The organism is Ruminococcus sp. AM26-12LB (assembly GCF_003480785.1).
In the GTDB taxonomy this organism is placed as follows: domain Bacteria; phylum Bacillota; class Clostridia; order Lachnospirales; family Lachnospiraceae; genus Blautia_A; species Blautia_A fusiformis.
This window is the reverse complement of record NZ_QUJX01000009.1, coordinates 54,695-79,652: the sequence shown is the minus strand read 5'-3', so window position 1 is coordinate 79,652 and position 24,958 is coordinate 54,695. Positions and strand designations below refer to the sequence as shown.

Sequence of the window (24,958 nt, the reverse complement as noted above, 5' to 3'; positions counted from 1 at the left end):
TGACCTCCCGCACCCTGTTCTTTTATAGGTACTAATTTTAAATTGTTACGCAGTAGAACCCTGATTTCAAGGGAAAAGGTATTCTGTATCGCCTATGCCAGTTTCACGCCGTTTATGCCCTGTAAATCAAGGCTTTTTTCGCCCTTATTGCGTAACCGCCGCACGTCGTTTCCTCATGCGCTCCGCTGCCTGTCTGCGGGTAATGCGTTTCCGGCAATCCGGGCAGTATTTGACGCTATTTGATTTTGATACAAAAAATGTGCCGCACTCGGTACAACGCTTTTTGTCCTCGGTTTTGAAAAGCTCTGCATACAGCAGCTTATCAAGAGGAAGTACGGCAATCTGAAACCACTTGCATAAAAGCGAACAGGAAATAAGCTGCGGGCAGACACATTCCTCCCCGTCGTCCAGTAAGATACAGTGTCCGCGCTCGCAGTTGCAGCACTCCTTTTTTACAAGGCTGTTGACTTTCCGGCTCTGTGGCGGCGTGAGCCGCTTACTCCTGGTCATACTTCATCAGCGGCGAAAATGGCAAGCTCCGCATACTCGTTTTCTGTTAGTGGGGAAATTTTCTGTAAGGTGCGTTCTGCAAAGGGGCGCATATCCTCGTCCATGAACGGCAGCGCAGCCGTCATATTTTCCATAAGCTGTGCTTTGCTTCCCTCATGGTAAATACTCAACAGGTTCATTTCTTCAACGGTCAGTCTAATCATGCTCATACCTCCAATTCGTGATGTTTTGTTTTTGCTGTCTTTTTCGGGACTTTTTGGGATTTTTCTGTTTGTAACTGCGCCCGGACAGAGGGAGGGGACTGTTTCATCTCTTTATTCCTCTCGCTTTTATCTATCAGCGCATAAACGCCATGCCTGCCCTCCAACGTAGATAAGGAAAGGCTTTTGTAAGGGAGCATGGAAAGCAGCCGTTCCATATCCTTATCCGTTGCCAGTGGAACAAAGTAGGGAGAAAGTTCTACCGCACAATGGGTCTTTTCGGGGCTGTCCGGTTCCCCAAGCCCTTTTACATTTTCCACAATCCGGCGGGCTTCTGCTTCAATCCGTCTGTCATGCAGGGCGGCGATATGTAACTGAAAATCCCTCTGCGTATGCGGTGTTCGTTTTTTCTGCTGTTCCCTCAAAAGGCTTTTTAAGGCTTCCGGGTCGTTTGGCTGTGCTTCAAAACGTATAAACTTTCCAAGTTGCGGGTCAGTGTCCCCGTCAAAATATTGTCCGGCAGGCTTTGTCAGCTCCCCATGCTCATAAATCAGCGTGTAGTTGTCGGCAGGGATTGATTTTTCGATTACTTCCCGGAAATGCTGCAAATAATCCAGTTCATAAAGATTGCCCTTGATTTTTCCCTGCTCTGTGCCTGTCAGTTCCACCGCATAGGCAAGGATAGTATCGCGGGTCTGTTCCCCGTAAAACCGCCATGTATTATGCTGCCTTGTATCCTTTAGAAAAACGTCCCGTTCCCGGAAGCAGCACGTCCCGGACGGGCGGGAAAACCACAAAAGCCGTTTGTCCTCCGGGACAGGGCTTACCGCCGCTTTCTGTAAAATCTGTTTGTCTATGTCAAAATCGCTCTGATAAAAAGCGGTATTCTGTTTCATTATGGCTTCAAGGGAAGCGATAACGTCCACATTTTCAAATTTTTGTAACTTCATAGGTCAGCTCCTTTCCAAATCCTGTGTTTTCTGTCTTGCCTGTTTCTTCGTCGTCTGTTCTTTCGCTGCTTTAAGCTGCGCCCGGATAGAGGGCTTTTCCTGTTTGGCAGACTTGCCGCGTTCCTTATCGGTTTTCAATGCTTTGGCGTATTCTGCAAGGGAAATCTGTTCCCCGGCTTTCGCCTTTTCCTCCAGTTCCGCAGCGGTCGGGGTGTTGTTTATCTGCCCGTCAATCATATTGTAATTTTGCTCGGTGGTCTGCTCGGCAGCTTTCAGATAGTTTTCCGGTTGCAAAAACTCCGACACGTCCTTATAGCCGAAGCTGTCTACATAGTGGGCGGTGTCCTGCCCGTTCTGATGAAGCACCACCACGTCGGAAACGGAAAGGCTGTGTCCCTTAAAATCTTTCGGGTGGTCGATATTAAAGCGGGTGTAAATATCTTCAAGGGAAGTCCCCTGCGTAAGAGGTGCGGAATAGACAAGCGCATAGTTTTTCGGGTCTACCCGCTGTCCTGTGGTAGTCAGACGGTCATAAGGTTCAAAGCGCAAGTCCCTTGTTTCGTTCCCGTCTTTTATCTGATAAATGGAAAAGGTGTCTTTGTCCTGTGGGGCTTCCTGTTCCTGTGCAGCTACCTTTTGCTGCCGGATATGCGCCCGCTGTAACTCGGTAGGCTTTTCCCCGGTAAGAGGTGCAATCGCCTTGACATAATCAGCCGCATAGTAGGCGTTACTGGTAAGCTGCCGCTGCCATGCCCCTGCTTTTGGCGACCAACGGAAGCCATTACTTTTTAAGGCTTCCCGCGTGGCTTCGTCCGGCTTATCCTCAAAGAAGATTTGCAGGCGGTTCGCTTCGGTGTTTGCTTCCACCTTGCCGCCGTCAAATTCCCAACCCACAAAACCGATTTCTTTTTGCTGTGAAAGGGATTTGATACGGTCTTTCACGCGCCGGATTTCTGCGCTGTTGTTGGATAACGCCCAAGTCGCAAAGGGCTTGTCCTCCAAATGCCAACTGCTCGACATGTCTGATTTCAGTTTTTCAAGCTGTTCCGGCGGTAAATGCGGGCAGCCGTCAAGGGTCTTATGTTTGCGGTAATAGGCGTTTACGGCTTTCATGGTTTCCTGCGATTTTTCAAGGCTTTCCAGTTTCTTTTCCAACTTCTGTACTGCCTGCGGGTCGTCTGCGCTGATACCGCCCATGCCGGTGCTGCGGATTTTATCAAGAAGTCCTTGTATGTCCTGCCATTCCCGGTAATTGCTGCCGCGGGCTGCGTTCTGCTTTTCTTTCTTCCTTGTGGGGAAGTTAGAGCCGCCTGCAATGAGGATAGAGGGAACACGCGCGTCAATCTCATAGCCTTTGTTCATGTTCGCCGCCAGTTTTCGGGCGTAAGTGTCAAGCAGGCTGTCGATTTTCTCATGGTACATCGGGTCTACCCGGCGTTTCTGCTGTTCTGCAAGCTGTACGGCTTCATCTACATAATGCCTGTATTCCGCTGTTACGCTGCCTTGCTTATAATCGGAAAAGCTGTTTGCGTCCTTTGCACGTTTGGCGGCAGCTTCGTTGATTGTGTAATAAGGTGCGGCGGGTGCAGCCTGTTCCGGCTGTGTGGGCTGTGGTGCTTCGCTGCTTGCGCCTGTATCAGCTTCCGGCTCTGTCTGTGCTTCTTTTTCCAGTGCCGGGGCTGTTTCTTCGGGAAGCTCCGGCGCGGCGGTTTCTTCTTCGGGCTGTTTGGCGGTTTCCTGTGCGGGCTGTGCCTGTTCGGTGGTCTGTTCCTTATCCTGTGCCTTTTGGATTTCTGCAAAATGTCCGTCTATGGTATCAATCAGCTTTGCGGCAGTGCTGCGGATTGTTTCAAGAGAGCCTTTCAGTTCTGCAAGTTCTTTTCCGCTGCTCCACCCGGCAATATACCCAAAAGAATAGTCCGACGTATCAAGCCCGTAATGTTGGCAGACAGCATAGGCGACGCTTTCTGCCTGTACCTCGCGGGTGCGGCGGTCGGGGCGTTCCGACGCGTCTTTGTCTATGTCATGGAGCGTCGCATGGGCGATTTCATGGATTGCAGTCTTGATGTTCTGCAATTCGTCCATTCCCTCGTTGATGAGAATACGCTTTTCCTCATAATTACAGCGTCCTTTTGCGCCGCCGCTTAGGGCTTCAAATCCCATAGCAAAGGGGGAAGTCTTTTCAAGGGCAGCGAAAAAATCCCTGTATTGTTCCACGTTGCCCGTCAGCTCATAAGTAAGGGCAGGAAGCTCCTTTCCCTCGGTCTGTGAAATATCAAAGACAGATACCACACGAAAAGCGGGTATCTTGATTTCCTTTTCCTCGGTAACAGGCTTCCCGTCCTTATCGAAAACAGGCTTTTGGGTGTCCGGGTCTATTTTTTCCACCTGTTTCTTGACGGTAAACGGGGACGGTGCAAGTATCTTGATAGCTTTTTCTCCGGGCTTTACATGGCGGTCAAATTCCTTTTCCCATTGCTTATAGCCTTTTACAAGATTGCCGCCCTGCATGGCGATAAGGATTGTATTGTTAAGGCTGTAATCATGGAATTTTGACATGGTACGCAGATAATCGGCGTAACGGTCGCTTTCATATAGTCCTAAAATCCCCTGTTCCAGTCGGTCGGTAATCTCTTTCATTTTGTCAGCGGGCTTTTCAGAAGATAGGATAATCGGGAGAACCGGGGGCTGCTCTGCGGCGGTGGTCGGTATAGCTGCGGAAGCGTCAAGGTCTGCCTGTTCCTTTTCCTGTACTGGCGGCTGCGGCGTTACCCGGTATTCCTCCGGCACGTCGCGCCCGTCGTACCATTGTGTAAAGGTGTTGCGGTTGTTATAGATATAGCCCTGCTCGGTAAATCTGCCCCCGTCATTGATAGCAGTGTCCCGCCCATATTCCTCATACATGAAATAATTTTTTGCTTCTTCCAGTAGCTCCAACTCGTCCAGTTCTTCAATCAGATAATGCCCGTAATCTTCCTCGCTCTGTACGGACGGGTAAAGCCAGTAACAGTCAAGGTTTTGTGCAAGGTTGATGATGTCCTGCAAATCCCTTGTATGGTCGCCGTATGTGATAGCCGCAGCAAATTTTTTCCGGTCGTCGTCAAACTGCATTTTCAAAAGCTCGCCTAAATAGTTCAGCTCGTCAAGGCTTTCAAGCTCGGTCAGTTTTCCTGCCAGTCCCGCAATAGAGGACTGGTATTCTGTGATGTGCAGCTCCCCGTAGTTTTTGCCGTCAATCCCGATACGGTCAAAGACTTCTTTCAAATGTTTAGCAGTCGTGGGGAATGATACCCATTCGCCCGCAGGTCTGCCCTCGGTGTACTTTCCAAGATTAGAAAGATACCCGCTTAAAATCGTTTCTGCCATGCGTTCACTCCTTTCTTTCTCAATCATGCGGTGCATAAGTTCGTAGTCCTCCATGCTCATGCTCCCGTCAAATAGATAGGGGTCGGGTTCTTCGCCGTCCCGGTAGCCTTTTTCAGAGAAAGGCAGCCCCGCAGCGTGGGCGGCGGCTCTTGCTTCCTCGATAAGCTCCGGCGGCAGCCTGTCGTCGTGGGCTTCGATAAATTCCTCGATATTGCTATATCCGTTTTCGTAATGGTGGCGCACTCCTGCGGTCAGCTCGTCAAGGCTCATATCCTCGCCAAGATAGCCGGAATAATAGCCGTTTACCACAACGGCGGCAGGGTCAGCCTGCTTGATTTCCTCCATGCGGCTTCTGTCCTCCGGGTAAAGGTAGTCGCCCATTTCAAGGGAAAAATGCTCGGCGTTCCAAGAACGTCCCGTTTTCCAAAACGCCACCCAAGCGATACCGTCCCGTAATTCTTCTTGATAGTCCTTTACGGTGTCCCGTAAACTTTCCATGTGTAACCTCCTTTCCAAACGGCAGCGCGGACGCTGCATTTTCCGGTTTCATCATTCAGTACCCCGCGCCCGCGTTTTTGCCAAAAATTTTAGATATTTTTTCAAGATTTCAGAGGGTTTGGGACACTTCCCAACAAGCAAAAATCCCCGCCGTTCTCGGTAGAGAAAGCAGGGATTTTACGGAAAAGGGTACTCTTTTCCTATGCTTGCTATTCAGTTATTTTTTCTTCGGAAGCTCCACCCGGTAGTTGACGTATTTCCCGCCCGTATCAGCTAATACGATAGTTCCGTCGTAGGTTTTGCCCGTCTTTGGGGAATAGAGCTTCTTCACGTTTACTTTGCCGGATTTTAAGAGCGCGGCGGCAATCTTCGTGGTAAAGGCTACTTTTCGTTCTTCAAAGAAACGGTCATTTTTCCACATGGTAAAGATACATTCTTTATTGCTGCAATAGTAGTTTTTCTTTCCCTCATAGACAGGAGAACCGCAGCGGGGGCAGCTTCCCAACGCTTCCCGTTCCGGCTTGAACATCTGCGCTTTATCATCAGAAAGAAACGGATAGGTCTTTACCAGTTCTCGCGCCATATCCTCGATACCCTCCATAAATGCGGCGGGGTTTGCCTTGCCTTTTGCAATCTGCGTCAGATTGTTTTCCCATTCTGCGGTAAGCTGCGGGCTTGTCAAAGTGTCCGGTAGGACGCACACAAGGTTGATACCGTCTTTTGTGGGAAGTAGCTGCTTGCCTTTTCGCTCCACAAAACCGCCCTTTACCAGTTTTTCAATGACGGCGGCGCGGGTGGCGGGAGTTCCAAGCCCTTTGCGTTCTGCGTCCGGGTCGGTGTCCTCGCTTCCGGCGTGCTCCATAGCAGAGAGCAGCGACGCTTCGTTGTGAGGTTTTGGCGGTGTTGTGTCATGCTCCGTTACCTTTGCCGCCGGTTTTTCAAAGGTCTGTCCCTCGGTAAATGGCGGCAGGGTCTTTTCTGTGTCGCTGTCTGCGTCGTCCGTTTCGGGCTTGTTCTTTAAGGCTGCCCTGTATTTTCGGTCAATCTCTTTCCAACCCTCACAAAGAATGGTCTTGCCCCTTGCGGTAAAGGACTGTCCGGCACATTCAAAAACTGCTGTAACCGCTTCAAAGGTATGCGGTACAGCGGTCGCCGTGAGCAGACGCGCCCCGGCAAGGGTAAGGATATTCCTTTCACTTTTCGGCAGCGCAGCAAGGTCGGTCTTTGCAAGCTCCATAGTCGGTATAATAGCATGGTGGTCTGATACCTTTTTACTGTTCAGAACCTTTCCAAGCTCCGGCGTGAAGTCTTTTCCCGCCATAAAAGAAAATTTCCTATAAAGCAGCTTGATAATGCCCGCCGCTGTGTCGCCCATGTCGTCGGTCAGAAATACGCTGTCTGTTCTCGGATAAGTAAGAAGTCTTTTTTCATACAGGGCTTGTGCAAGGTCAAGGGTCTGCTTTGCGGTATAACCGAACAGGCGGTTTGCTTCCCTTTGTAAAGAAGTAAGGTCAAAGAGCTTCGGCGGGGCTGCGGTCTTTTTCTCTTTCACAAGGGAAGTACAGACTGCCCGCAACGCTTCGCAAGCAGCTTTCAGCCTGTCAGCTTCGGAACGGTCAGACAGTTTTTCACTTGCAGCTTCCGCGCCGGATAAGGCAAGGCGCACATGGTAGTATTTTTCTTTCTTAAATGTGGTAATCGCTGCGTCCCGGTCAACAAGCATTTTTAAGGTCGGGGTCTGTACGCGTCCCACGTTCAAGGTATGATTGTAAAGGACAGAGAAAAGGCGGGTGGCGTTGATACCGATAAGCCAGTCAGCCTTTGCCCTGCACAATGCGGAAGCAAAGAGCGCGTCGTATTCTTCGCCGTTCTTCAGACGGGAAAAGCCCTCTTTGATTGCGCTGTCCTCCATAGAAGAAATCCAAAGGCGGCGCATAGGTTTCTTGCAGCCCGCCATTTCATAGACAAAACGGAAAATGAGTTCTCCCTCACGCCCTGCGTCGCAGGCATTGACGACTTCGGAAACATCTGCCCGGTGCATAAGCTCTTTTAGGGTCTTGAATTGTTTTTCTTTGTCAGAAGCAACGGTGTACTTCCATTCCTGCGGTAAAATCGGTAAGCTGTCATAGCTCCACTTTTTATACTGTTCCCCGTAGGCGGCAGCTTCGGAAAGCCCTACCAAATGTCCCACGCACCAAGAAACGATATAGCCGCTTCCTGTGAGAAATCCGTCTTTCTTTTCCTTTGCCCCAAGTACGGCAGCGATTGTCTGCGCCACACTGGGCTTTTCTGCGATAACTAAAATCAATGATAAATCCTCCTTTCAGCGTTCCGGCTCGGCTTCTTTTTTCTTCTGTACCTGTTTCAGACAGTACCCCACACAAGTGGACTGTCCCTTGTAAGGGCAGGAAGCGCAAGCCGGGGGATAAGGAACAGGCGGCGCATTATCACGCCGCCCGTCCGGTTTCTGTATCATCATCTTTTCAAAGGGATTGTCGGTAAACAGGGTCATAGGGTTTCTTCCTCCGTTTCTTCATCTTCGGGAGTTTCCCCGGTATCTGTTTCCGGCTCGTCCTCGTCGTAATCCTCAAATTCAAAATCTTCAAGGTCAGTGTTCCCTTTCACGTTCTGCTTCGGTTTTAGAAACTTAAAGTAGTAGAACGCTGCGCCGCCACCAAGCAGGGCAAAGAGGACTAAGGCAAGCACCACACCGGGATTGCCGCCTTTTTCTTTCGGTTCTTCCGACTGCTCTGTTGGTGTTGGGGTGGGTTCTTTGCCTGTGCAGCCTGTCATACTGGTAACACATACCGGGCAGGACGTGTTTACCTTTCCGGCTTCGCATTTTTCCGTACAGTTACAGATTTCCGGCTTTTTGGCAGCTTCACCGTTTTCGGTCAGTGCCATAAGGTCGGCTTCGTCCACTTGATTTAGGAAATGTACGGTCTGTTCGCCCTCGGCGGCGCGGTCAATGAGGATATAGAAATAGTTGCCGCTTTTGGTGGTAACAGTGATAAGCTGCTTATTGCCGCCGTAATCGTCAACCAGTGTTGCGTTTCCCTTTGGGGTAAGGGGCGGCGTTTCCTCTTTTTCCTCCACAACTACGTTGCTGTCGTTGGTCGCGTCCCCTGCGGGCTGCTCTGTGGCTGCGCCCTGTGCATAGGCAGGGACAGAAAAACCGCCCATAAGGATAAGGGCGGCACAAAGGGCAGTCATGGTCTTTTTCAGTTTATTCTTCATCTGCATTTTCCTCCTGTTCGTTTTCTCCTGCGGGTGCGGCAGTCATGCCGGGAATACCGCCGCCGGACAGCATAGCGTTCAGTTCCTGCGGGGTCAGACGCATAGCTCGTACAAGCTGTACGATTTCAAGGTTTTCCGCTTCGGTTTTCTGCGCTTCCAGTCCTTTTAACTTGTTCTGATACTCTGTGATTTTCTCGCGGGTCTTTGCGATTTCCTTATTGATACGGTCGATTTTATTGTTTGCCATAGGTCATTTCTCCTTTCTTTTTGGGGCTGCTTTACCAGTTCATCAGCCCGTAGCCTTTGATACATTGATAGTTAAGGTCATAGCTCTTTATCTTGCAGGCGTCGCCGGAATTGCCCTCAACGGTATAGACGCGGCTTTCGTCCCTGCCAAGCACAAGCCCCACATGGTCGGCAACGCCGTCTAAATCCCAATCGAAAAAGATTGCGTCGCCCGGTGCAATATTCTCATAGCCGCGTGCGCCCCATTGTCCCCTTGACTGAAACCAAGGGACACCCTGCCATTCGCAGCCCGCAAATCGGGGTTCGCTTTTTCCGGCTTGATTGTAGCACCATGATACAAAACAGGCACACCATTCCACGCGGCTGTTAAAGCCGTACCAAGACCAGTAAGGGTATCCGCCCACATTTCCGACTTGCTGTTTTGCAAGCTCCATAAGCTCTTGATTTCCGGGGCGCGTACCGTTTACAAACTCCACGCCGCTTAAATCCTCGGACGGGCTTCCGTCGGGAGAACCGCCGCCAAAAATCAGCGGTTTGTTGCCGCTTGTTTCCAAGTACACATGGAACATTTCAAGCTGCTGTGGCGTAAGAAGTTCCTCTGCAAGCTCGGAAATCGGCTTGTTTGTCAGTTTCACATTCAAGATGTAATACTCATAAGGGACTTCCTCGGTGGTGGTTTCCCCGGTTTCCGGGTCGGTGCTTGTTTCGGTGCGGTAGCGTATTTCCACTTCCTCGGTCAGCGTCAAGGTGTATTGCATGGCAAAGATACGTTCAAGCTCTGCCTGTGCGCTCTGCGGGGTGTAGCTCTGCAAGAAGGCGGTCAAGTAAGACGCTAATTCGTGGGGGTTATGCCCGATACTGTCAAGGTCATAGCGGTATTCATCATAGCCGGGGTGGGTGCTTTCGATAGCGTCAATCTCACTTTGCAGCCCGTTTTCCAATGCGGCATAGTTGTTTTCAACTGCCACAAGGTCGCTGTCCTCGGACGTGTAGGAAGTCCCTAACACGCTGTTCATGCTGCCGGAAAACATTGCCCCGCAAGAGGAAAGCCCTACGGATACCATGATGAACAGAAGCAGCGCGGCGATAGCGATTATCACGCCTGCCGGGTGTCGTCCTGCAAAGGCAGCCGCTTTCTTTGCCGCTGTTTGGGACGCTCCGGCGGCAGCTTTGGCGGTGGCTGCACCGCCTTTCTTTGCCGCCTTTGCATACTGACGTTTTATCTGCTGTTTCTGCATGAAACGGGAAAGAGGGTTAGAAGTAAGCTGCGGGTTGTCGTGCAGGGTCTTGTGATACTGGAAGTTGACGTTTGCCTTAAATGCTGCCTTTTCTGCCTTTGCTGCTTCCCGGTAGGTTTTGAGCTTATGGCTGCGGTAGCCCTGTTTTAATTTCCTCACCCCGTATTTCGCGCCGCGCTCGGCAAGTTCCTCTGATTTATGCGCCCCCTCAACGCCGGAATTGTCCTTTTCAACGGAATGTATCTTGTTGTGGACGAAAATACCCGCTCCCTGCGCGGGGCGGGATAACGGGTTCCTGTGGGCTTTGCCGCCGGGTATGGGCTTTTCCTGTTCTTCAAAGCGTAAGCGGGTCTTTGCCTTGCCTGCGGCTTCATCAAAGGTGCGCTCCTTAACCAGATTCTTTTGCTTCGGGATTGCTGTCTTTACTGCGTCCAGTCGGTCAGCGGCGTTTTCCGATTTTTTGATGTAAGTTTCCAGTTCCGGCGTTGCCCGTTCCTCGTCGGTAAACTGTAAGCGGGAAGTGGAAGTACGCAAAGCAGTAGCTTCCTGCTCTTTTTTGACTGCCTTTTTGTTTGTTTTTCGGGTATGTGCTGCGTCAAGATGTTCTATGGCGCGTTCCGCTGCGGCACTGTCCGGCTTTGAAAAGTCGCTGTCTGCTTCCCGGCTGCTGATACGCTCGGCGGTCTGCTGTGTTTCGTTTACCTCAATAAGCCCGTCGCGGGTCATTTTCTGTGTGATTTTATCGCGTGGTTTTAACTGCTTGATAGTCCTGCACCTCCAATCCGCGCCCTCGCAAGGGCGCAATACTCTGCATTTAATTCAATCCCGATATAATGGCGGTCAAGGCTTTTTGCTGCAAATCCTGTGGTGCCGCTTCCAAAAAACGGGTCTATGACAATCCCGCCTTTGGGGCAGCCTGCCAAGATACAGGTTTCCGCTAATTTTGGGGGAAAAGCTGCAAAATGCGCCCCTTTATATGGGACAGTGTTAATCAGCCACACGTCCCGCTTGTTCCGCGTGGTCGGCATGAGCGCGTCGTCATAGTAGCCGCCGTCCCGCGGTCGGTTTAGTCCCTGCACCTTTCCTTGTCCGGGTATTTCCAGTGTGTATTTGCTGTTGGTGCTGCGCGCTCTGCGATACCGTTCTGCGGTAGTAGGTGCTAAGGGTTCTGCAATGGCGGCAGCGTCATAGTAATATTTCTTTTCCTTTGAAAGCAGGAAGATATGTTCATAGCAGCGGGTCGGGCGGTCTTTGCAGCTTTCCGGCATAGGATTTTGTTTCTGCCATATAATATCGCTGCGCAGATACCACCCCTGTTCCCGCAGGGAAAACGCCAGGAGCCAGGGAATACCGATTAAGTCCTTTTGCTTGCAGCCGGTAACGCGGCTGTTCCTTGCAATCCGCTGTCCGGTGCGCCCCTTTGGGTTTTTCGGGTCAGCATAGCCGCCTTTATTTCCTGTACCGCAATAGGTGTCTGCGATATTCAGCCATAACGTACCGTCCTTTCTAAGCACCCGGTAAAGCTCGCCAAAAACAGCGGTCAGCCTATCAATATACTGTTCCGGCGTGTCCTCCTGTCCGATTTGTGCGTCAAGCCCATAGTCCCGCAGCGCAAAGTAGGGCGGGCTTGTAACGCAGCAATGGACGCTTTCACTGGGTAATTCCTGCAAAGCACAAAGCGCGTCCCGGTTGATAATCACGTCTGTTTTCATAGGCTGCTCACTTCCTCCGGCTTCGTCGTCATAATGCGGTAAAGCTCGGTATCTTTCGGGAAATGGTCTACAAAAGGCAGCACCACATTTCCGTAAAAGATAAGTCCCTCGCCCGCTTCGGTGTGGGTAACGTATTTCATCTGCTGTGGGCTGATATTTAGCTGCTTTGCAAGGATAGCCCGGTCGCCCTGTGCCTGATTGAGCATAAGGACAAAATCAGAGTTTTCAAAGATATTTTCCACCTCGCGGCTTGCCAAAAGGTCTTTGATGTTCTGCGTGATTGCTGTGGGTATGCCGCCCCATTTACGGAAACGCTTCCAAATCTCCACGCTGTACGCGGCGGTCTGTTCCTCTTTTAAGAGCAGATGAAATTCGTCCATATAGTAGCGGGTAGATTTTTTCTCTGCCCGGTTAATGGTAACGCGGTTCCATATCTGGTCTTGCACAATGAGCATACCTAACTTTTTGAGCTGTTTTCCAAGCTGCTTAATATCAAAGCAGACAAGGCGGTTAGAAAGCTCCACATTCGTTCTGTGGTTGAATACATTAAGGCTGCCGGAAACATACAGCTCCAATGCTGCCGCAATGCGGGCAGCTTCCGGCTCCGGCTGCTTTAACAGTTCGTCGTAAAGGTCGCCCAAGATAGGCATTTTCTCCGGTACAGGGTCAGCAAGATAGTCCCGGTACACATTCCTTACGGCGCGGTCAATGACGGTCTTATCAACAGGCTGCAAGCCCTCCTTGCCGCCAATGACAAGCTCGCAGAGGGAAAGGATAAAATCACTTTTCAGTGCAAGGGGGCTGTCGTCCTCGCTGTAATTGAGGTTCATATCCATAGGGTTCACATACTGGGGCGTACCGTCCATGCCTTTCCCTGTCGGGGATAACCGTATCACTTGCCCGCCAAGCCGCTTTACAAGGGCAAAATATTCCGCTTCCGGGTCGCAGATAAAAATATCGTCGTCAGTAATGAGAAAGGCATTTGTGATTTCCCGCTTTGCTGCAAAGGATTTTCCACTGCCCGGTGTTCCCAAGATAAGCCCATTCGGGTTTTTAAGCTGTTTACGGTCGCAGAGTATCATGTTGTTTGACAGGGCATTTAAGCCATAATACAGGGCAGCCCCGGTCTGAAATAGCTCCTGCGTGATGAACGGGATAAAAATAGCGGTGCTGCTCGTCGTCAACCCTCTCTGAATAGGGATAAGGTTCTCGCCCAAAGGGATAGAGGACATTAGCCCCGCTTCCTGCTGATAGTCAAGACGGGTCAAGGCGCAGTTGTATTTCTGTGCAATGCCCGCCGCCGCGAAAATGTCATTTTCCAGTTTCCGTTTCGTGTCTGCCATGTTTACCACAAGGAACGTAAGGAGAAACATTCGCTCGTTTCGGCTCTGTAAATCCTGCAACAAGTTCTTTGCTTCATTCCCAAAAGTAGCAAGGTCAGACGGGATTATATCCATGTCATAGCCGCTTCTAACCGCTTTTTTCTGTTCCTCAATCTTCATCTTGTCAAGGTCTGTGATTTTGCGCTTAATGGTCTTGATTGCTTCCGACTGGTCGATACTTTTAATGTGGAGATTGACAATAACCCCTGTTTCCAAGTCCAACATATCCGCTAAGATACGGTCGTTCAGCTCCGGGGCAAGGATTTCAAGGAACGACACCGCCCCCGTCTTTTTCCCCATAGCAAAGTAGCGTCCCTCCCCAAACTTGAAAGAGGACGGGGCGATAAAGTCCTTTGTGGTAAGCCCTGTCGGGGTCAGCCAGTCATAGGAGAATGAGAACGGCTCGCCTGCCGGGTGGAATACCCCATGCAGCACCTTTAAGCGTTCATAGCCGGATAAGGGGTGCGCCGATACGCCAAGCACCTTGAAATTGTTGAGTACGTCCGTTTCGATACGGGAAAGCCGCGCCCTTGCCGCCGCCGGATTGTCCGCTTCAATGGAAAACGTGATGTACTTGTGCTTTACAAGCCCGTTGTTCCCTTTGGCAAGCTGCATTTTCAGCATATCGGAATACTCGGTGCGGATAGAGTTAAAATCGTCATTTTGCGGCGGGATATGGATTGCCCGCGCTGCCTGTTCCTGCTGTGAGCCTTGATTGATAAAAGAAAGCTGCACGTTCACGCTCGCGTCAAAGTAGTTGAGAAAATCGCACCAGTTTTCAAAAATGGCGGTCTTATCGTCTGCCTGTGCAAGCTGATAGTTAATGTCCTCAAAAGCAATGCTCTTTGAATATTTCCGCTGCGCCACTTTGCAGATACCGTCCGGGTACATGGCAAGGTAGGGAATGGTCTGCTGTGCGGTGTGGGCTTTGCCGTCCCCCTTTGCCTGCCGGATAACCGCCGCTATCTGTTTCTTTTCCACGCGGGTCAGCTTACGCCTGTTTCCTGCGGCTTCCCGCGTCTTTTTTGTCTGTCCTTTTGACAATCGCTGATACCTCCTTTTCTAATGCCCGCTGTTTCTCCAAGAGTGCATATAGGTTTTCTGTCTGATATGGTCGCACTTTGGGGCGGGTAAATTTTGTCTGAATGATGTTCTTTATTACCACTTCAAGGGGCTGCCCATGCTTTTCATACATGGCAACCAAGAAGCAGGGAAGCATGACGACAATCATTACCATTGCCGCAAGGCTCGTCCCTGCGCTGTCTTTGAGCAAAAAGAAAAGCGGCAGTCCTATAAGAAGTGCCACTGAAAAACAAAGGATTTGCCGCTTTGTCAGATTGAAAGCGACTTTTGTTTTGACTTTGGAAAGGTCTTTGGGTACAGGTACATACGCCAAGAAAAAACCTCCTTTCTGCCCTTAGTGGGCGTTGAATATGGATTTTGCCAGTGCGCCGGATTTGAACAGGGAGAAACAGAGGATAACGGTATAGGCTGCAAGGGAAAAAATCGCGCTGTGCAGATTGTCCGCTAAGACCATTTCGCCTACCAAAACTGCGTAAATGCCGACGCATATCATAATGAGGAAGCCTTGAAAACCAAGTGCAAACAGCCCCTTTAGGTAGTTGTTCCCAATCTGTCCCCATTCTCGGTTTGTCATGGTGGCAAAAGGGATAGGGGAAACGGAACAGTAGGCGTATATCTCAATCATTCTGCCGTAGAGGATAACGGTTATCAGTACGGACATGATTTTCATACAAAGGCTTACAAGGCTCGTTTCCATAACAAGTAACAGTAGTTCGGGGATTTCCATATCTTTTAGTCCCTCCTGCATGGCGGCAAGGGCTTCGGTTACGTCGATATTCGTATCGCCGCCGATGACCCCTGCCGCGCCGGACACAATATGCTGCGCCATATCAAACACCGCCATAGTAATATCAAAGGTATGTGTTACCAGGAAAACGGCAACAAAGGCTTTGAAAAACCACTTAAAAAATAGGAATGTGTCAACGTCGTGCATATTGTTTTTTTCCGTTACCATGCTGATAAGCTCATAACAGAGGACATAGGTAATGACAAGCCCCGCAATGGGTACAATCACATTTTCCGACAGATTTTGTATCATGCTGAAAATGTTTGCGTTCCACCCCTGCGGGGTCTTGCCTACCTCCGCTGCAATGGTGCCTACTTTTTCGTTTACGTCCCCGAACATAGTTGACAGATTACCGTTTATCGCGCCGATAAGGATTTCCTTTATCCATTCGTTAATCGCGTCAAGTATGCTCTCCATAGGCTACCCTCCGTAAACTTATCCGAACAGACCGGAAAGCAGAGGTACAAGGATAGTGCCGATAAGGGCAACACCGCCGCCCGCCATAAGCTGCTTAATGCCCTGTGATTTTGCACCCGGATTGTCGTTTCCATATCCCTCCAAGAGATTGATAACGCCCCAAATGCCTAAGCCTGCGCCCAGTGCGATAACAAGGGTCTGTAATACGTCGATAGCAGAGTTAAAAAATTCCATAAAGCTCCTTTCTGCCGCAAATGCGGCTTGCCCCCTAAAAAGGGCATAAAAAACGGCGGTCAGTTTTGTAACTGCCGCGGTCGTAAGTCCCCACGCTGCGTAAAATTCTGCCGCGCGGCGGTATTCAGTTTTTAAGTGTGGGCGTTATGGATTTTCCAGTAGGGGCGCGTATTCTGCACCCACTCATAAATTTTGTTACTGCGTCAATTCCTCCTTTCTTTTCGCTGCTGCTCATACAGGGCTTCACACCGTTTCACAAACTGCTGGATAGCAGCCTGCCGCTGTCTTTCCTGCCACTCGGCAATGGAGATAAGTCCGTTTATGGCTTCTGTGATTTTCTTGTCCTTTTTCTTTCTGATACGTCTATTCATGGTCGGTGTCCTCCTGCAAATCGCTTTCGCTGATTTCGTAGTAGTCAAATACTTCGTCCGGCTTCACAAGGGCGGGTCTGCGCCTTAAATGCTTTTCCATATCAAAGGTATTTTTCTTGTCATAGTCGGAAAGATATTTATAGTTGGGGTGCTTTGTAATGTCGTACTTATCAGAGAAGAACGGGCGCACCCCTCGTAGCTGTAAAATACATTTCCCGCCGTCCATGACTGCTATTTCATCTTCCGTCATAAGCTGCTTGCCTAACTTCTGATAGTTCAGCCCATGCGATACCTCGCGCCCCCGGTTCTCGGAAGTGTTGAAGCTGTCAATGGTTTCTTTCCCCAAGATTTCCGACATTTCTTTGAGGGTGGTTTTCTCCTTGCCGCCCAAGAAAAGGGTGGTGTCGCAGTTGCCGACTATGGTATCGGCGTTGTCCTTATAGATTGCCTTTAACTGGCTTTGCGACTGTAAGATAATCGACGCGGAGATTTCCCGGCTTCGTATGGTGGCTATGAGCTTTTCAAACTTCGGTATCTGCCCGATATTTGCAAACTCGTCTAACAGACAGCGCACATGGACGGGCAGCCTGCCGCCGTATTCATCATCTGCCTTGTCGCAAAGCAGATTGAAAAGCTGCGTGTAAAGAATACTCACGACAAAGTTAAAAGTATCGTCGGTGTCGCTGATGATAACAAACAGGGCGGTCTTGCGGTCGCCTATGGTGTCAAGCTCCATTTCGTCAGTTTCCATAAGGTCGCGCAGCTCCTTAATGTCAAAGGGTGCAAGCCGCGCCCCGCAGGAAATGAGGATAGAGCTTCTTGTTTTTCCCGCAGATAACAGGAATTTCTTATACTGCCGGACGGCAAAGTGTTCCGGGTCTTTTTCCTCCAACCGTTCAAACATGAGGTCAACGGGGGACTGAAATTCCGGGTCGTCCTCGCGGGCTTCACTGGCATTTATCATTTCAAGCAGCGTCGTGAAGTTCTTTTCTTCCTCCGGGGCTTCGTACCAAATGTAGCCGATAAGGGCGCAGTAAAAGAGCCGTTCCGATTTTACCCAAAAATCCTCCCCGGCTTTTTCCCCGTCCCCTTTGGTGTTGGCAATCAAGGTATTTACCAGTTTCAAAATGTCTTTTTCGCTGCGGAGATAGGCAAAGGGATTGTATTTCATACTTTTTTTGAAGTTTATCGTGTTTAGCACCTTTATCCGATACCCGCCGCGCTGTAAGAGCTTCCCACACTCGACTAAAACCGTACCTTTCGGGTCGGTTACAACGTAACTTGAGTGCATTTGCATTAAGTTGGGCTTCACAAAAAATCTCGTCTTGCCGCTGCCGCTTCCCCCGATAACAAGGATATTTTTATTCCTTGCATACTTCGGCTGCTTCGGGCGGCTGTTCATGGTAAGCTGTTCCGTCTGTGTCAGCAGCACGTTATTTTGAAATATCGGGTCGGTGTAGGGCTTTATATCTTCGGCGTTGCCCCAACGGGCTGAACCGTATTCGATACCTTTTCGATATTTCTTCGCGTTCTTGCCTTTGAAGTACACCATAAGCCGGATAAGGACAGCCCCCACAATACCGATAAGCAAATCCATAGGGGCAAGGCTCGGAAGCGGGGTTGCAAAAGCCATAGAAAAGCCCTCCCCAAGCGACAGCACCTTGCCGGATAGGTCAGCCCCCGGCGCAAGGCGTACCGCCTGTCCGACTTTATCAAAGAGATACACAAAGAGCAGATAGGGAATGTTGGGAAGTAGCAGCTTTTTCCAGTTGATAGCGTTCATCTTACAATCCCCCTGTCTTTGTTTTTTACTTTGTCCCGCTGTGCGTTCAGAGCCGCCGCCTTTTCTTTGAGGGAAACAATCAGCTTGCGGATAGAGGGCTTTTGTCCCTGTGTCAGCTTCTTTGCGGAAAACTCCTTGAAAGCTGCGGTCAGTGCGTCCGCGTCCCGTCCCTTGAAAAACACAAGATAGCGGGGTGGGGTTTCGGTGCTGTCTTTCTTTAGTGCAAAATCAATCCCGTATTTTTTCGCCGTACTCTCAAAGGCTTTGATATTGTCCTTTGTGATTTCAATGTTGGAAACACCCGCGTTCTGCTTCATAAGCTGCTTTAGGGTCTGCTTTCCATGCGGGATTTTCTGTTTGTCATGCTGCTTTTTCATCTGTGCAAGCAGAGCTTTCATAGCCTTTTGGAGCTGCTGCGCGGTCAGCTTCCCGGTCTTGATGTAAAGGGCTATGGTCTTTTCGTTGGTTTCCTCCTGCAATGGGTGTCCTCCTTTCGTGTTCTATGGTGGTATGCCCGCCGCTGGGAAGCGGGGCGGGCATGAAAAAAGAGCGTCCGCTTTCACGCCGCCCTGTTAAATCCGTACTCGCAGCCCGGAAAGGTCTGCCGCCCGAATACCCACAAGATACCAGTTGTCCCCGTACTCCATACGGGTCGGCTTCCACTTGCCCCGCACAAAGACTTCCATGCAGTCGCCGCAATGCAAGCCCCCGTAATAGTCGTTTACGTCAAAGCGAATGTCGTAGCGGTCAGCGGTTTCATCAAAAATCAAAGCTCCTGTTTTCTGCGTCATAATCAAATCCTCCTTTGGGTTGGTTTACAGGCTTTCGCCCTCGTTGCAAGAATAATAGTCCGGGTCGCCAAACTGCGGCTTCTTCGGTGCCAGTGCGCCGCTTGCCATGTCGTGCGCTACAAGGGACGTATAGTAGCTGTTCATAGTGGACGGGGCATTGAAAAGCACTGCCCGCAGGTATTGTTTGATGTTGCGGATTTTGGTGGTGTTCTCGCTCATGCAGGCAAGGACAAATTCAATGTGGCTGCTGTCAAGTTTCATAAACCTTGCCTTGACAAGCCCTGCCGGATAATCGTCCCCGGCGATACGGATAGTTTTTCGTTTAGTGCAGACCGTTTCAAGTATGAGGGTCACAATCTCATTGATGAGGTCTTTATCAAGGCGGTTATCCTGCATGAGTATGTCATACTCGATATTGTCCTTGATGATTTCCTCATAAATATCAAATGCGCTCGGTTCCGTTTCCTTTCGCTTCCGTTCCGGCGGCTGTGCCGCGTCCTCTAAGGGAGAGGGATTTAGGGAACGGAAAGGAATGGAATGGGTACTTGATATATCTGTATTTAATTTTTCTTTTTTTGGTAAGTTAGTCTTTAATAGTTCTTTATTTAATTGCGTTGGATTTTCCAACGTAGGTTTTTCCAATGTTGGATTATCCAATGTTGGTTTTTCCAATGTAGGTAAATCCAACTTAGGCGGCTGCTCATAGATAACATACGTTGTACCGCGTAAGCGTCCTTTCTCATCACGTTCCCTTGAACGCTGTATATATCCGGCATTTTCCAGTTCCCGTACTGCTTCCCGGATAGCGTCAATTTTTTCCCGGTTGATAAGGGACAGTCCTGCAAGGGTGTAGTCCCAATCTTCGGGAAGTGAGAGCATTTGCGACAACAAGCCCTTTGCCTTTAGGGAAAGTTCCTTGTTGCGTAAATGGTGGTTGCTCATAACCGTATAACCTTTGTTCTTTTCCACGCGGAAAACTGCCATAGCTTCGTCACTCCTTTTCGTTGGATTTGTTACGCAGTAGAAACGCGGTTTTGAGGGAAAAGGTATCAACCCTTGTCCTTCTCATTTCCGCGCGCTAAGAGCCGCATAAATCAAGGCTTTGTTTGCCCTTACTGCGTAACATGAGGGCATAAAAAAAGCAGCGTTCCTGTTCTCCTGTGTAGGAGTGAGAAACGCCGCCTTATAGGTGGTGCTTATTTTATTTTTTCTTTTCGACGTGCCGCGTAAGGTGGTGCAGCGGTCTATCCGGCAGCCCGCAGGTGTTTTTTGCATATCAAGGCTCAATTTGTTAAAAGTAGTAAATGAGTAGTAAAATCAATCTGCAACCCTGCGAATATGCCCGTAAATCAAGCATTTTTCAAGACAATCAACTAATTTTAATGAAATATATTGCTTTAAAGAATGAAATTGATTATCGCCAATATATAGATAGACATGAAGCAGAAGATATGATTATTGAGAAGGGGCAGTAAACCCTTCTCTTTTTTTCAAGAATGGCAATGAATAGAAATATATGCCATAATTTACCCAGGTATGTTATACTTGTTTTATAAGAGGACTACGAAAACTGGAGGATAAATAACATGGCGGAGCAGGAAAACAGTAAGGATCTGATCAGTGTATTGTGGAGTGGGGCGGATATACTTCGTTCCAAAATGGATGCCAATGAATATAAAAATTATTTGCTTGGTATTGTTTTTTATAAATATTTGTCAGATTCTTTTTTGATCAAGGTATATGACATGATCTGTGATGATAAACCGGAATCATTAAAAGAGGCGTTAGACGTTTATGTGGAAGAATTGCAAGGTGAAGATGCCGATGAGCTGATAAAGGAAATGAAGGATGAATGCCATTATATCATTGAGCCGGAACTTACGTACACCTGTTTTGCAGATGCAGCCAGAAATAATGTATTTAACCGTGAGCAGTTACAAAAGGCATTTAACAATATTGAACAGAGTGATCCTATATTTGCGGATCTGTTTGCGGATATTGATCTGTATTCCAACCGCCTGGGAGCGGGCGATCAGAAACAGAGTGACACGATTGCCAGTCTGATCAGAGAAATTGATAAAGCAGACTTGTTGAACACAGATGCGGAGATTCTTGGAAATGCTTATGAATACCTGATCGGACAGTTTGCGTCAGAGACAGGAAAGAAAGCAGGAGAATTCTATACTCCCCAGGCAGTATCCAAGATACTGACTCAAATTGCTATTGCAGGGCAGGAGGATAAAAGAGGTCTGTCTGTTTATGATCCCTGTATGGGATCCGGTTCCCTTCTTCTGAATGCAAAAAAATATGCGGAGAAACCGGAATATATTAAATATTACGGCCAGGAGCTGAATACATCTACCTATAATCTCGCCAGAATGAATATGTTTCTTCATGGAATCTCACCGGAAAATCAGAACCTCCGCAATGGAGATACCCTGGATGAAGACTGGCCAACAGGAGAAGAAACAGATTTTAATATGGTACTTATGAATCCTCCTTATTCGGCCAAATGGAGTGCAGCAGCCGGATTTTTGCAGGACGAAAGATTCAGTGATTATGGAGTACTGGCACCGAAATCAAAAGCAGATTATGCATTCCTTCTCCATGGCCTGTATCATCTGAAGGGTAATGGAACTATGGCAATCGTATTACCACATGGCGTACTGTTCCGTGGGGCAGCAGAAGGAAAAATCAGGGAAAAACTTCTTCGTTCCGGAAATATCTACGCAGTCATCGGACTTCCGGCAAACCTGTTTTACAATACGTCCATTCCAACCTGCATTATCGTGCTGAAAAAACAAAGAGATTTATTGGAGAGGGATGTTTTATTTATTGATGCTTCTAAGAAATTCAACAAAGGAAAGAAACAGAATGAGATGACAGATCAGCATATTACTGAGGTTATGGAGCTGTACAGCAAACGTGAAACAATAGAAAAAGAATCTTTCCTTGCAAGCTTCGATGACATAGAGAAAAATGATTTTAACCTGAACATTCCCCGCTATGTAGATAATTTTGAAAAAGAGGAAGAAATAGATCTGAATGAACTGTTATCTAAAATGAAGAAAACAGATGAAGAACTGCAGCAGACACAGACAGAGTTCATGTCTCTTTTAAAGGAACTGACATCTCCAGATGAAAAAATAATGTCTTCATTAAACAATCTGATCGAAAAAATGGAGGGCAGATAGTATGGCAAAACCAACGATTAGATTTAGAGGATTTGATGATGAGTGGGAACAGCGTAAGTTGGGAGAAGTTCTAAAAGAAAGGTCTGAACGTGCAAATGGTAGTGAAGAGTTACTATCTGTAACAATCGGAAATGGTGTCATTAAGCAGGCAGATTCCGACAAGCGTAATACGGCATCAGACGATAAAAGTAATTACAAAATTGTGCGAAAAGGGGATTTGCCGTATAATTCTATGCGTATGTGGCAAGGGGCTGTAGGAAATTCAGAATATGACGGAATAGTAAGCCCTGCATACACTGTATTAGTACCAACTGAAGAAGCGAATAGTAAATTTTTTATGGAACTATTTAAGAAAGAATCTACTTTACAAATCTTTCAAAGATGGTCCCAAGGGCTTACGTCAGATACCTGGAATTTAAAATATCCAGCATTGTCAACGATTCAATTTTATATTCCATCTGTTTTTGAACAGACGAAAATAGCTGATTACTTTATACAGCTCGATCACCTCATCACTCTTCACCAGCGCAAGTGCGACGAAACAAAAAAACTAAAAAAATATATGCTTCAAAAAATGTTTCCACAAAATGGCAGTAAAGTTCCGGAAATCAGATTCAAAGGATTTACTGACGAGTGGGAACAGCGTAAGTTAGATGATGTAGTTGAATTTCTTGATACAATGAGAAAACCTTTAGAAGGTGCAAAACGCATTTCTGGCCCGTATCCATATTATGGAGCCTCTGGTATTGTTGATTATGTGGATGGATATTTATTCGACGAAGAGTTGATATTGTTAAGTGAAGATGGTGCCAATATTATTGACAGAAATTATCCGGTATGCTTTCTAGCAAGCGGAAAATACTGGGTAAATAACCATGCGCATGTTCTTCGAACAAAGCAGGGAAATGAAAATAATTTTATTTGCAATTCATTAGAACGAAAAGACTATACGCAATATAATACAGGAATGGCAATGCCAAAACTTAATAAGGAGACATGTAAAAAAATCCCTATTTTATGCCCTGGATTTGAAGAGCAAAAGAAAATTGGAGATTATTTTAGAAGTCTTGATAACCTCATCACTCTTCACCAGCATAAGTGCGAAGAAATAAAGAAATTAAAGAAATTTATGTTACAAAATATGTTTATTTAGGAAAAATAAATAAGGCTTTCATAAGAATTCTAAAAGGTGAAAAAAATACTATTGAAAATGCTTAATGAAATAAAAAAATATGGCTTAAGATGAAAGCAAGTGATGGATAATGATGTATGAACTGTAAGGTATGGAGGGTGCAAAATGGAGCATGGTAAAGTAGAACGTCAGATCGTTGAATTTCCTGAAATCAGAAAAAACAGATATACAAAAGATTTTTGATGGAAAAATGCAAGAATTTGATACTGTAGAAGGTCCAATGACAGATGATAAAATTTAGAATTTTGTAAATGATTTCTTGAATCATAGTATTCGGGTTTGGGAATGTCTTGAATACGAGAGGGGTGAAGCTGTCAATGACGATACAATGGAATAAAGATGATTTATTTTATGTGTGCACAATGATTGAATATGTTTCCAGAAAAACGCATAATAAAAGTAAAGATGTTGTAGTTCGAATGCCTGATAAAGCCCTGGCACATCAGCTGAAAGTTGCAGGTATTAATCATTGTCTTTCCTTCGAGCAGGTAGCTGATGAATGGATTGAAGATTATGGGATACCGAATGGGAATTATGATAATATTTCAAAATGCAGATATGAAGTACCGACCGTTACAGCAATAGGACGTGTATATTAGACATTGATATCAGAGGTAGATTCTTTATATCAGGACATTGTTGAAGCGATAAAAATGGTTTACAGTTCTTTTATCAGCGATGAAATATCTGATTATAATTCCAGTGTATATTACAGTAATCCAGACTATATTAGATGTTCTTATGAGGCAGGAAAATTATTGGATTAAGAAAATTGTTTTATGAGTTCAGAATAATGAGGTGATTTTAATGAGTGAACAGAAAAGAAAAATAGGTTTTACTGTTGCATGTGTAAATGAATTTGCCAATAAGTATGATCTGAGCATTAAAGAGGCATTTCAATATCTTTTTCGTTATAAAGGAATAGCTTTTATTAAAGAAAATTATGATGTTGAGCATACACTGGATTTTGAAACAATATTAGAGGATCTGGGAATTCTGTGCAAAAATAACGGGGGTACATTATGAGATTATATCATGGGAGTAATATAGTGATTGATAATATAAATCTGGCAATGTGCAGACCATACAAGGATTTTGGACAGGGATTCTATCTGACAGATATTGAAGAACAGGCTCAAAAGATGGCAGCAAGAGTAGCAAGGATTTATGGAAAAATGCCGATTATAAATGTCTATGAGATTGATGATAATTTCAGAGATTTATATAATCTTAAAATTAAAGATTTCGGGATACAGACGACAGAAGAATGGGCAAAATTTGTAATGAATAATAGAAGCAGGGCATTTACAGATACGAAAGATACTTTGTGTAACAAAGACAATAAATATGATATTGTCATAGGCCCTGTCGCAGATGACAATATGGCTTTGCTGTTTCGACAGTACGAAAATGAAGTTATAGATTTTCAAACATTATTAAAGGGAATGATTTATAAGAAAACTTCTTCACAATATTCCTTTCATACTGAAAACAGCGTGAAACTTTTGCGAAAGGTGATGAGCAAAGATGTGTAAAAAGGATCAATTGCTGGAATATTCCATACAGGATATTGTTGATATGATCAGTACCGATCAGAATATAGAATATGATGAAGCGATGAACAAATTTTATAATTCGGAAGTTTTTGAAAAGCTTGTAGATAAAGAAACGGGATTGTATTTGGAAAGCCCGGAATATGTATACGATTTATTTAAAGATGAAATGAATTTTGGACATATTATTCAGGCAGAAATTTAATCGCATCAA

The 24,958-nt window shown here is 47.1% G+C and carries 26 protein-coding genes; 7 read left to right on the top strand and 19 right to left on the bottom strand.

Features of this window, described 5'->3' with window-relative positions:
* Nucleotides 1-144: 144 nt before the first annotated feature.
* From DW694_RS08285 to DW694_RS08200, 19 genes are all read right to left on the bottom strand, one after another.
* The gene (locus DW694_RS08285; protein WP_118142522.1) at nucleotides 145-510 is read right to left on the bottom strand and encodes a cysteine-rich VLP domain-containing protein; all 366 of its coding nucleotides are present in this window, start codon (nucleotides 508-510) and stop codon (nucleotides 145-147) included.
* Nucleotides 507-713 (bottom strand): transposon-transfer assisting family protein, encoded by a 207-nt coding sequence (locus DW694_RS08280; RefSeq protein WP_015529203.1) that lies wholly within the window; start codon nucleotides 711-713, stop codon nucleotides 507-509. The genes DW694_RS08285 and DW694_RS08280 overlap by 4 nt, the downstream gene beginning before the upstream one ends.
* Nucleotides 714-715: 2 nt before the next feature.
* Nucleotides 716-1,660: a hypothetical protein gene (locus DW694_RS08275; RefSeq protein WP_118142523.1), complete on the bottom strand. Its 945-nt coding sequence runs from the start codon at nucleotides 1,658-1,660 to the stop codon at nucleotides 716-718.
* Between the two features lie 3 nt (nucleotides 1,661-1,663).
* Nucleotides 1,664-5,524: an antirestriction protein ArdA gene (locus DW694_RS08270; protein WP_118411220.1), complete on the bottom strand. Its 3,861-nt coding sequence runs from the start codon at nucleotides 5,522-5,524 to the stop codon at nucleotides 1,664-1,666.
* 217 nt (nucleotides 5,525-5,741) lie between these two features.
* A complete protein-coding gene (locus DW694_RS08265) occupies nucleotides 5,742-7,832 on the bottom strand; it encodes a DNA topoisomerase 3 (RefSeq protein ID WP_118411221.1) in 2,091 nt (696 codons plus the stop codon).
* Nucleotides 7,833-7,847: 15 nt separating this feature from the next.
* Nucleotides 7,848-8,036, bottom strand: a complete 189-nt coding sequence (locus DW694_RS08260) for a hypothetical protein (protein WP_118142526.1) — start codon at nucleotides 8,034-8,036, stop codon at nucleotides 7,848-7,850.
* Nucleotides 8,033-8,761, bottom strand: a complete 729-nt coding sequence (locus tag DW694_RS08255) for a DUF4366 domain-containing protein (RefSeq protein WP_181984784.1) — start codon at nucleotides 8,759-8,761, stop codon at nucleotides 8,033-8,035. The genes DW694_RS08260 and DW694_RS08255 overlap by 4 nt, the downstream gene beginning before the upstream one ends.
* A complete protein-coding gene (locus DW694_RS08250; protein WP_118142528.1) occupies nucleotides 8,751-9,008 on the bottom strand; it encodes a DUF4315 family protein in 258 nt (85 codons plus the stop codon). The genes DW694_RS08255 and DW694_RS08250 overlap by 11 nt, the downstream gene beginning before the upstream one ends.
* 31 nt (nucleotides 9,009-9,039) lie before the next feature.
* On the bottom strand, nucleotides 9,040-10,971 hold the full coding sequence (locus tag DW694_RS08245) for a CHAP domain-containing protein (RefSeq protein WP_118411222.1): 1,932 nt from the start codon (nucleotides 10,969-10,971) through the stop codon (nucleotides 9,040-9,042).
* Between the two features lie 26 nt (nucleotides 10,972-10,997).
* Nucleotides 10,998-11,957, bottom strand: a complete 960-nt coding sequence (locus DW694_RS08240; protein ID WP_118142530.1) for a site-specific DNA-methyltransferase — start codon at nucleotides 11,955-11,957, stop codon at nucleotides 10,998-11,000.
* Nucleotides 11,954-14,383 carry a VirB4-like conjugal transfer ATPase, CD1110 family gene (locus DW694_RS08235; protein WP_118142531.1) on the bottom strand — a complete coding sequence of 810 codons (2,430 nt, stop codon included), beginning with the start codon at nucleotides 14,381-14,383 and terminating at the stop codon, nucleotides 11,954-11,956. The genes DW694_RS08240 and DW694_RS08235 overlap by 4 nt, the downstream gene beginning before the upstream one ends.
* Complete coding sequence (locus DW694_RS08230) at nucleotides 14,331-14,735, bottom strand: PrgI family protein (RefSeq protein WP_044477104.1); 405 nt, start codon at nucleotides 14,733-14,735, stop codon at nucleotides 14,331-14,333. The genes DW694_RS08235 and DW694_RS08230 overlap by 53 nt, the downstream gene beginning before the upstream one ends.
* A gap of 21 nt (nucleotides 14,736-14,756) precedes the next feature.
* Nucleotides 14,757-15,626, bottom strand: a complete 870-nt coding sequence (locus DW694_RS08225; RefSeq protein ID WP_118101080.1) for a VirB6/TrbL-like conjugal transfer protein, CD1112 family — start codon at nucleotides 15,624-15,626, stop codon at nucleotides 14,757-14,759.
* Nucleotides 15,627-15,644: 18 nt separating this feature from the next.
* Nucleotides 15,645-15,860 (bottom strand): Maff2 family protein, encoded by a 216-nt coding sequence (locus DW694_RS08220; RefSeq protein WP_009906233.1) that lies wholly within the window; start codon nucleotides 15,858-15,860, stop codon nucleotides 15,645-15,647.
* A gap of 203 nt (nucleotides 15,861-16,063) precedes the next feature.
* A complete protein-coding gene (locus DW694_RS16890; protein WP_022621600.1) occupies nucleotides 16,064-16,231 on the bottom strand; it encodes a hypothetical protein in 168 nt (55 codons plus the stop codon).
* Nucleotides 16,224-18,014 (bottom strand): VirD4-like conjugal transfer protein, CD1115 family, encoded by a 1,791-nt coding sequence (locus DW694_RS08215; protein WP_118142532.1) that lies wholly within the window; start codon nucleotides 18,012-18,014, stop codon nucleotides 16,224-16,226. The genes DW694_RS16890 and DW694_RS08215 overlap by 8 nt, the downstream gene beginning before the upstream one ends.
* Nucleotides 18,011-18,493 (bottom strand): PcfB family protein, encoded by a 483-nt coding sequence (locus DW694_RS08210; protein WP_118142533.1) that lies wholly within the window; start codon nucleotides 18,491-18,493, stop codon nucleotides 18,011-18,013. The genes DW694_RS08215 and DW694_RS08210 overlap by 4 nt, the downstream gene beginning before the upstream one ends.
* A 93-nt stretch (nucleotides 18,494-18,586) precedes the next feature.
* Nucleotides 18,587-18,805: a DUF5348 domain-containing protein gene (locus DW694_RS08205; RefSeq protein ID WP_004611927.1), complete on the bottom strand. Its 219-nt coding sequence runs from the start codon at nucleotides 18,803-18,805 to the stop codon at nucleotides 18,587-18,589.
* A 24-nt stretch (nucleotides 18,806-18,829) separates the two neighbouring features.
* Nucleotides 18,830-19,789 carry a DUF6017 domain-containing protein gene (locus DW694_RS08200; RefSeq protein WP_118142534.1) on the bottom strand — a complete coding sequence of 320 codons (960 nt, stop codon included), beginning with the start codon at nucleotides 19,787-19,789 and terminating at the stop codon, nucleotides 18,830-18,832.
* A gap of 320 nt (nucleotides 19,790-20,109) precedes the next feature.
* On the opposite strand from DW694_RS08200, the gene DW694_RS16885 reads away from it, so the two are divergent.
* The 7 genes from DW694_RS16885 (at nucleotide 20,110) to DW694_RS08165 (ending at nucleotide 24,949) form a co-directional block, all read left to right on the top strand.
* On the top strand, nucleotides 20,110-20,280 hold the full coding sequence (locus DW694_RS16885) for a hypothetical protein (RefSeq protein WP_182465489.1): 171 nt from the start codon (nucleotides 20,110-20,112) through the stop codon (nucleotides 20,278-20,280).
* 111 nt (nucleotides 20,281-20,391) lie between these two features.
* Entirely contained in the window at nucleotides 20,392-21,999 is a 1,608-nt protein-coding gene (locus tag DW694_RS08195; RefSeq protein ID WP_118623210.1) for a type I restriction-modification system subunit M, read from the top strand.
* Nucleotide 22,000: 1 nt separating this feature from the next.
* Nucleotides 22,001-23,152, top strand: a complete 1,152-nt coding sequence (locus tag DW694_RS17050) for a restriction endonuclease subunit S (protein WP_207664236.1) — start codon at nucleotides 22,001-22,003, stop codon at nucleotides 23,150-23,152.
* A 356-nt stretch (nucleotides 23,153-23,508) separates the two neighbouring features.
* Complete coding sequence (locus tag DW694_RS17420; RefSeq protein ID WP_330673189.1) at nucleotides 23,509-23,790, top strand: hypothetical protein; 282 nt, start codon at nucleotides 23,509-23,511, stop codon at nucleotides 23,788-23,790.
* A gap of 208 nt (nucleotides 23,791-23,998) precedes the next feature.
* Nucleotides 23,999-24,217, top strand: coding sequence for a DUF3791 domain-containing protein (locus DW694_RS08175; protein ID WP_118623214.1), 219 nt, complete (start codon nucleotides 23,999-24,001; stop codon nucleotides 24,215-24,217).
* On the top strand, nucleotides 24,214-24,726 hold the full coding sequence (locus DW694_RS08170; protein WP_118752843.1) for a DUF3990 domain-containing protein: 513 nt from the start codon (nucleotides 24,214-24,216) through the stop codon (nucleotides 24,724-24,726). Before DW694_RS08175 ends, DW694_RS08170 begins: the two co-directional genes overlap by 4 nt.
* Nucleotides 24,719-24,949 (top strand): hypothetical protein, encoded by a 231-nt coding sequence (locus DW694_RS08165; RefSeq protein ID WP_118623218.1) that lies wholly within the window; start codon nucleotides 24,719-24,721, stop codon nucleotides 24,947-24,949. The genes DW694_RS08170 and DW694_RS08165 overlap by 8 nt, the downstream gene beginning before the upstream one ends.
* Nucleotides 24,950-24,958: the final 9 nt, after the last annotated feature.

Bases quoted from the DNA above. Each gene is read 5' to 3' on its own strand.
- DW694_RS08175 (WP_118623214.1), top strand. From the start codon at position 23,999: ATGAGTGAACAGAAAAGAAAAATAGGTTTTACTGTTGCATGTGTAAAT.
- DW694_RS16885 (WP_182465489.1), top strand. From the start codon at position 20,110: ATGAGTAGTAAAATCAATCTGCAACCCTGCGAATATGCCCGTAAATCA.
- DW694_RS08170 (WP_118752843.1), top strand. From the start codon at position 24,214: ATGAGATTATATCATGGGAGTAATATAGTGATTGATAATATAAATCTG.
- DW694_RS08205 (WP_004611927.1), bottom strand. From the start codon at position 18,805: ATGACGCAGAAAACAGGAGCTTTGATTTTTGATGAAACCGCTGACCGC.
- DW694_RS08250 (WP_118142528.1), bottom strand. From the start codon at position 9,008: ATGGCAAACAATAAAATCGACCGTATCAATAAGGAAATCGCAAAGACC.
- DW694_RS08195 (WP_118623210.1), top strand. From the start codon at position 20,392: ATGGCGGAGCAGGAAAACAGTAAGGATCTGATCAGTGTATTGTGGAGT.
- DW694_RS08200 (WP_118142534.1), bottom strand. From the start codon at position 19,789: ATGGCAGTTTTCCGCGTGGAAAAGAACAAAGGTTATACGGTTATGAGC.
- DW694_RS08225 (WP_118101080.1), bottom strand. From the start codon at position 15,626: ATGGAGAGCATACTTGACGCGATTAACGAATGGATAAAGGAAATCCTT.
- DW694_RS08285 (WP_118142522.1), bottom strand. From the start codon at position 510: ATGACCAGGAGTAAGCGGCTCACGCCGCCACAGAGCCGGAAAGTCAAC.
- DW694_RS17050 (WP_207664236.1), top strand. From the start codon at position 22,001: ATGGCAAAACCAACGATTAGATTTAGAGGATTTGATGATGAGTGGGAA.
- DW694_RS16890 (WP_022621600.1), bottom strand. From the start codon at position 16,231: ATGAATAGACGTATCAGAAAGAAAAAGGACAAGAAAATCACAGAAGCC.
- DW694_RS08215 (WP_118142532.1), bottom strand. From the start codon at position 18,014: ATGAACGCTATCAACTGGAAAAAGCTGCTACTTCCCAACATTCCCTAT.
- DW694_RS08280 (WP_015529203.1), bottom strand. From the start codon at position 713: ATGATTAGACTGACCGTTGAAGAAATGAACCTGTTGAGTATTTACCAT.
- DW694_RS08240 (WP_118142530.1), bottom strand. From the start codon at position 11,957: ATGAAAACAGACGTGATTATCAACCGGGACGCGCTTTGTGCTTTGCAG.
- DW694_RS08270 (WP_118411220.1), bottom strand. From the start codon at position 5,524: ATGGAAAGTTTACGGGACACCGTAAAGGACTATCAAGAAGAATTACGG.
- DW694_RS08220 (WP_009906233.1), bottom strand. From the start codon at position 15,860: ATGGAATTTTTTAACTCTGCTATCGACGTATTACAGACCCTTGTTATC.
- DW694_RS17420 (WP_330673189.1), top strand. From the start codon at position 23,509: ATGACGATACAATGGAATAAAGATGATTTATTTTATGTGTGCACAATG.
- DW694_RS08275 (WP_118142523.1), bottom strand. From the start codon at position 1,660: ATGAAGTTACAAAAATTTGAAAATGTGGACGTTATCGCTTCCCTTGAA.
- DW694_RS08165 (WP_118623218.1), top strand. From the start codon at position 24,719: ATGTGTAAAAAGGATCAATTGCTGGAATATTCCATACAGGATATTGTT.
- DW694_RS08260 (WP_118142526.1), bottom strand. From the start codon at position 8,036: ATGACCCTGTTTACCGACAATCCCTTTGAAAAGATGATGATACAGAAA.
- DW694_RS08245 (WP_118411222.1), bottom strand. From the start codon at position 10,971: ATGACCCGCGACGGGCTTATTGAGGTAAACGAAACACAGCAGACCGCC.
- DW694_RS08255 (WP_181984784.1), bottom strand. From the start codon at position 8,761: ATGAAGAATAAACTGAAAAAGACCATGACTGCCCTTTGTGCCGCCCTT.